Origin of the sequence: Streptomyces sp. NPDC006265, assembly GCF_040613555.1 — a bacterium.
Taxonomy (GTDB): domain Bacteria; phylum Actinomycetota; class Actinomycetes; order Streptomycetales; family Streptomycetaceae; genus Streptomyces.
Genome location: NZ_JBEXSH010000708.1, coordinates 1 through 4,875 on the forward strand (window position 1 = coordinate 1; position 4,875 = coordinate 4,875).

A 4,875-nucleotide genomic window follows, 5' to 3' on the forward strand; every position below is an offset into this window, starting at 1 on the left:
CGCGGGCCTCGTCGTCGAAGTACTGCACGGGCGGGGACTTCATGAAGTAGCTCGACGCGGAGAGGATCGGACCGCCGATGCCGCGGTCCTTGGCGATCTTCGCGGCGCGCAGGGCGTCGATGATGACGCCGGCGGAGTTCGGGGAGTCCCAGACCTCGAGCTTGTACTCCAGGTTCAGCGGGACGTCACCGAAGGCGCGGCCCTCGAGGCGGACATAGGCCCACTTGCGGTCGTCCAGCCAGGCGACGTAGTCGGACGGGCCGATGTGGACGTTGCCCTCGCCCATGTCGCGGTCGCGGATCTGGGAGGTGACGGCCTGCGTCTTGGAGATCTTCTTCGACTCGAGGCGGTCGCGCTCGAGCATGTTCTTGAAGTCCATGTTGCCGCCGACGTTCAGCTGCATCGTGCGGTCCAGGACGACGCCCCGGTCCTCGAACAGCTTCGCCATCACACGGTGCGTGATGGTGGCGCCCACCTGCGACTTGATGTCGTCACCGACGATCGGGACACCCGCCTCGGTGAACTTGTCCGCCCACTGCTTGGTGCCGGCGATGAAGACCGGAAGGGCGTTGACGAAGGCGACCTTGGCGTCGATGGCGCACTGCGCGTAGTACTTCGCCGCGTCCTCGGAGCCGACGGGCAGGTAGCAGACGAGGACGTCGATCTGCTTGTCCTTGAGGACCTGGACGATGTCGGCCGGCTCCTCGGCGGACTCCTCGATGGTCTCGCGGTAGTACTTGCCGAGGCCGTCGAGGGTGTGGCCGCGCTGCACCGTGACACCCGTGCTGGGCACGTCGCAGATCTTGATGGTGTTGTTCTCGGAGGCGCCGATGGCGTCCGCGAGGTCGAGACCGACCTTCTTGGCGTCCACGTCGAACGCGGCGACGAACTCGATGTCGCTGACGTGATAGTCGCCGAACTGGACGTGCATCAGGCCCGGCACCCTGGACGCCGGGTCGGCGTCCTTGTAGTACTCGACTCCCTGCACCAGCGATGCGGCGCAGTTGCCCACACCGACGATGGCTACGCGAACCGAACCCATGGCGGTTGCTCCCTGTGTGTACGAGTGAGGCCCTGCGTGGGCTCTCACGTGGCGGTGTCGTCGGGCGTATCCGGCCGGAGGTCGTCCCCCGGCCGGGGCAGGACGCCCGACGCTCCAGATGTGGTGTCGCGCGATGCGGGTTCTCCGGAGGCCGGACCCTTGAGGTCCCGCCCCGCCCGCTCGCTCTCGATGAGCTCGTTCAGCCAGCGCACCTCGCGCTCCACGGACTCCATCCCGTGGCGCTGGAGCTCGAGCGTGTAGTCGTCGAGGCGCTCCCGGGTCCGGGCCAGGGACGCGCTCATCTTCTCCAGCCGCTCCTCCAGCCGACTGCGGCGGCCCTCGAGCACGCGCATGCGGACATCGCGTGAGGTCTGTCCGAAGAAGGCGAAACGGGCTGCGAAGGTTTCGTCTTCGTACGCGTCTGGCCCGGTCTGCGAGAGCAACTGCTCGAAGTGCTCCTTACCCTCCGCCGTCAACCGGTAGACGATCTTGGCGCGGCGCCCCGTGAGGGGGGCGGCGAGGGCTTCCTCGGGGGTGCTCCCGGGTTCCTCGATCAGCCAGCCGTTGGCGACCAGCGTCTTGAGGCAGGGGTAGAGCGTCCCGTAGCTGAACGCACGGAAGACGCCCAGCGATGTGTTGAGCCGTTTACGCAGCTCATAGCCGTGCATCGGAGACTCGCGGAGCAGGCCGAGTACGGCGAACTCGAGGATCCCGGAACGCCGGCTCATCGTCGCCTCCCCTCGCCGCGGTGCGCATGTATCAGGCCGATGTGTCGGGCCGATGTGTCGTGCTGATGTATCGACTCGATACATCACGACGATAGAACGGCCTTCCGGATGCGACAAGAGCGGGTCGGGTGAACGGGATCACATCACCGATTCATCCGACGCGAGTTGCCTGATTTGAGGTGAACTTCGGGGCTCGGCAGGTTTTGGCGGTGCGTAGTCTGTGCGCCATGCACATCACCGGGAACCGAGTGACGCCTGTGAGCGTCGTCGTCTTCGGTGTAGTACGGGTGCATGCGGGACCGATGAATGCGGAGCCGACCGCATCCGTACTTCGGGGGGACCGGAAACTAGCCGCCGTTTCCAGGCGCGCAGGGGTGCGCCTGCCCGAGGAGTAGTCGTTCGATGAGCGAGCACCGTCGCAAACCGCCGCAGCCGCAGGGAGGCGGACGTGCCGCGGCCCGACGCGGCCAGTCCGGCTCGTCCCCCGGCCGTCGTGCGGCACCGCGAGGCGCCACCGGGTCTCCGTCCGACTCCTATGGGTCGGACTCCTACGACTCCGGGGGTGAGGAGCGTCAGTACGGCGGCCGTGCCGAGGCCCGCCGTGCGGCGCAGAGAAGTACGGGTGGCGGCCGCCGTAGAGGCGCCGAACCGACCCGAGGTGGCCGGCGTGCCGCCCCCGGCGGGCCGAACGGGCCCGGACGGGGCAGAGGCCGCGCCGCCGCCGTTCCCGACAGGAAGCGGTTGATCGACTATCCGCGGGCCGGCAAGTACGGCAGGCAGCGCTGGATGCCGTCCTGGAAGCTCGTCTCCGGCCTGGGCATCGCCTTCTTCGGCAGCCTGGTGGCCGTGGCGGGCATCGGCTACGCCATGGTGGGCGTGCCCAACGAGGAGAACGCGGCGGCACTGTCGCAGAACAACGTCTACTACTGGGCCGACGGCAGCCAGATGGTCGCGGCGGGCAGCGGGCAGAACCGGCAGAACGTCACGATCGACCGGATCCCCCCAGCCATGCGGTGGGCGGTGATCTCGGCCGAGAACAAGAGCTTCTACCAGGACTCCGGTGTCGACCCCATGGGTATCGCCCGTGCCGTGGCGAACATGGCCCGGGGCGGTGACACGCAGGGTGGTTCGACGATCACCCAGCAGTTCGTCAAGAACACCTACCTGAGCCAGGAACAGACGGTCAGCCGTAAGTTCAAGGAAATGTTCATCTCGATCAAGGTGGGCACGAAGCTCTCCAAGGACGAGATCCTCCAGGGATACCTGAATACCTCGTACTACGGCCGCGGCGCGTACGGCATCCAGGCCGCCGCCCAGGCCTACTACGGCAAGGAGGCGCGATACCTCACTCCGAGCGAGTCCGCCTTCCTCGCCGCGCTTCTCAAGGGTCCGACGTACTACGACCCCGCGGGCAACGAAAGCCTCGACACGAACGCGAGCAAGGACAAGAACCTCAAGCGGTCCAAGGACCGTTGGGCCTGGATCCTCGAGCAGATGCACAACGACAAGAGGATCACGGACCAGCAGTACCAGGATGCGATCAAGAAGTACCCCATGCCCGACCCCCGCAAGGCGTCCAAGGGCATGACCGGCCAGATCGGCTACCTGGTGGACACGGCCAAGAAGTACGTCCTGAGCCACTCCAACATCTCCGAGAAGCAGTTCGACCAGGGCGGCTACCAGATCAAGACGACCTTCAAGAAGGGCAACGTCGAGGCGCTGGCGAAGGCCGTCAAGAAGGTCGAGAAGGAGAAGCTCGACCCGAAGAACCGTGAGCTGGACAAGCACGTCCAGTTCGGTGCTGCGTCGGTGAAGCCCAAGGACGGCGCGATCGTCGCGCTCTACGGCGGCGCGGGGTACGAGAACGGCCACTTCAACAACAACGCGGACACCTCGGGTGTCCCCGTCGGTTCGACATGGAAGCCGTTCGTGCTCGCCGCCGCGATGGAGCACGGCACCTACCGGAGCGAGGGTCCCCTCTCGCCGCTGAGCAAGTACAACGGCAACGACCATCTCAAGGTCAAGAACAACGACGGAAGCTACGTCCTGAAGAAGGACAACACCCCGTTCTTCCAGGAGAACGAGAGCGCCTACCCCTGGGGCTACATCTCCTTGCGCAAGGCGATGGAGCAGTCCGTGAACACGCCGTTCGTGCAGCTCGGCATGGACGTGGGAATGAAGAACGTGGCCGACCTGGCCGAGAAGTCCGGCATCCTGAACAGCAGCTTCGCCGGCCTCAACGCTTCATTCGCGCTCGGTACGTCGACTCCCAGCGCGATTCGTATGGCCGACGCCTACGCGACGTTCGCCGCGGCGGGCAAGCAGGCCGCCCCGTACTCGGTGACCAGCGTCAAGTTCAACGGCCAGGAGATCGACGGCTTCAAGAAGCCGAGGATCACGCAGGCGATGCCCGAGAACGTGGCCAACAACGTCACCGACACTCTGGAGAACGTCATCCAGAACGGTACGGGTAAGAAGGCCCTCTCCCTGGGCCGTACCGCGGCCGGCAAGACCGGTACCACCGACGAGAACAAGTCGGCCTGGTTCGTCGGCTACACCCAGCAGCTGTCGACCTCGGTCGCGATGTTCCGTGAGGACCCCAAGAGTGCCAAGTTGCTCTCCATGAACGGCACCGCGGGTGAGAAGTCCATCCACGGTGGTGACGTCCCCACGCAGGTGTGGACCGAGTACATGAAGGCCGTGCTCAAGGGCAAGCCCGACCTCGGCTTCCCCGAGGCCGAGAAGATCGGCGTCATCCAGGACGAAGCGGGTGCTCCGTCGCCGAAGCCGACGCCCAGCGTGGAGCCCAGCGAGACCGTGACCGAGTCGCCGAGCCCCACGCCCACCGAGAGCACGACTCCGTCGCCCACACCGAGCAACACCTGTGGGTTCTTCGGATGCGAGAACGACGGTGGGGCGCAGAACGGCGGTAGCACCGGCAACGGAGGCACAGACGGAGGGGCTTCCACCGAGCCCACGCCAACCGATACGAACCTGGATGGCGGCAACACCAGGGGCAACGGCAACGGAGGCATCTTCGGAGGCCCAGAGGGATAGCCCCGTCGACAGATCGCCCGGCTTGGGTGTTTCACGTGAAACGCGATG

At 66.0% G+C, this 4,875-nt stretch carries 3 protein-coding genes; 1 reads left to right on the plus strand and 2 read right to left on the minus strand.

Going from position 1 to position 4,875, the window contains the following annotated elements; all coding sequences use genetic code 11:
* A partial coding sequence (locus tag ABZ281_RS38020; protein ID WP_356662588.1) for an inositol-3-phosphate synthase occupies positions 1-1,042 on the minus strand: 1,042 nt, incomplete at its 3' end.
* 44 nt (positions 1,043-1,086) lie between these two features.
* Positions 1,087-1,770: a PadR family transcriptional regulator gene (locus ABZ281_RS38025; RefSeq protein WP_356662589.1), complete on the minus strand. Its 684-nt coding sequence runs from the start codon at positions 1,768-1,770 to the stop codon at positions 1,087-1,089.
* A gap of 786 nt (positions 1,771-2,556) precedes the next feature.
* On the opposite strand from ABZ281_RS38025, the gene ABZ281_RS38030 reads away from it, so the two are divergent.
* Positions 2,557-4,827, plus strand: a complete 2,271-nt coding sequence (locus ABZ281_RS38030; RefSeq protein ID WP_356662590.1) for a transglycosylase domain-containing protein — start codon at positions 2,557-2,559, stop codon at positions 4,825-4,827.
* The last annotated feature ends 48 nt before the right edge of the window (positions 4,828-4,875 follow it).

What these genes read in the sequence shown, in the direction of transcription:
- ABZ281_RS38025 (WP_356662589.1), bottom strand. Translation starts at nt 1,770, where the DNA reads ATGAGCCGGCGTTCCGGGATCCTCGAGTTCGCCGTACTCGGCCTGCTC.
- ABZ281_RS38030 (WP_356662590.1), top strand. Translation starts at nt 2,557, where the DNA reads ATGCCGTCCTGGAAGCTCGTCTCCGGCCTGGGCATCGCCTTCTTCGGC.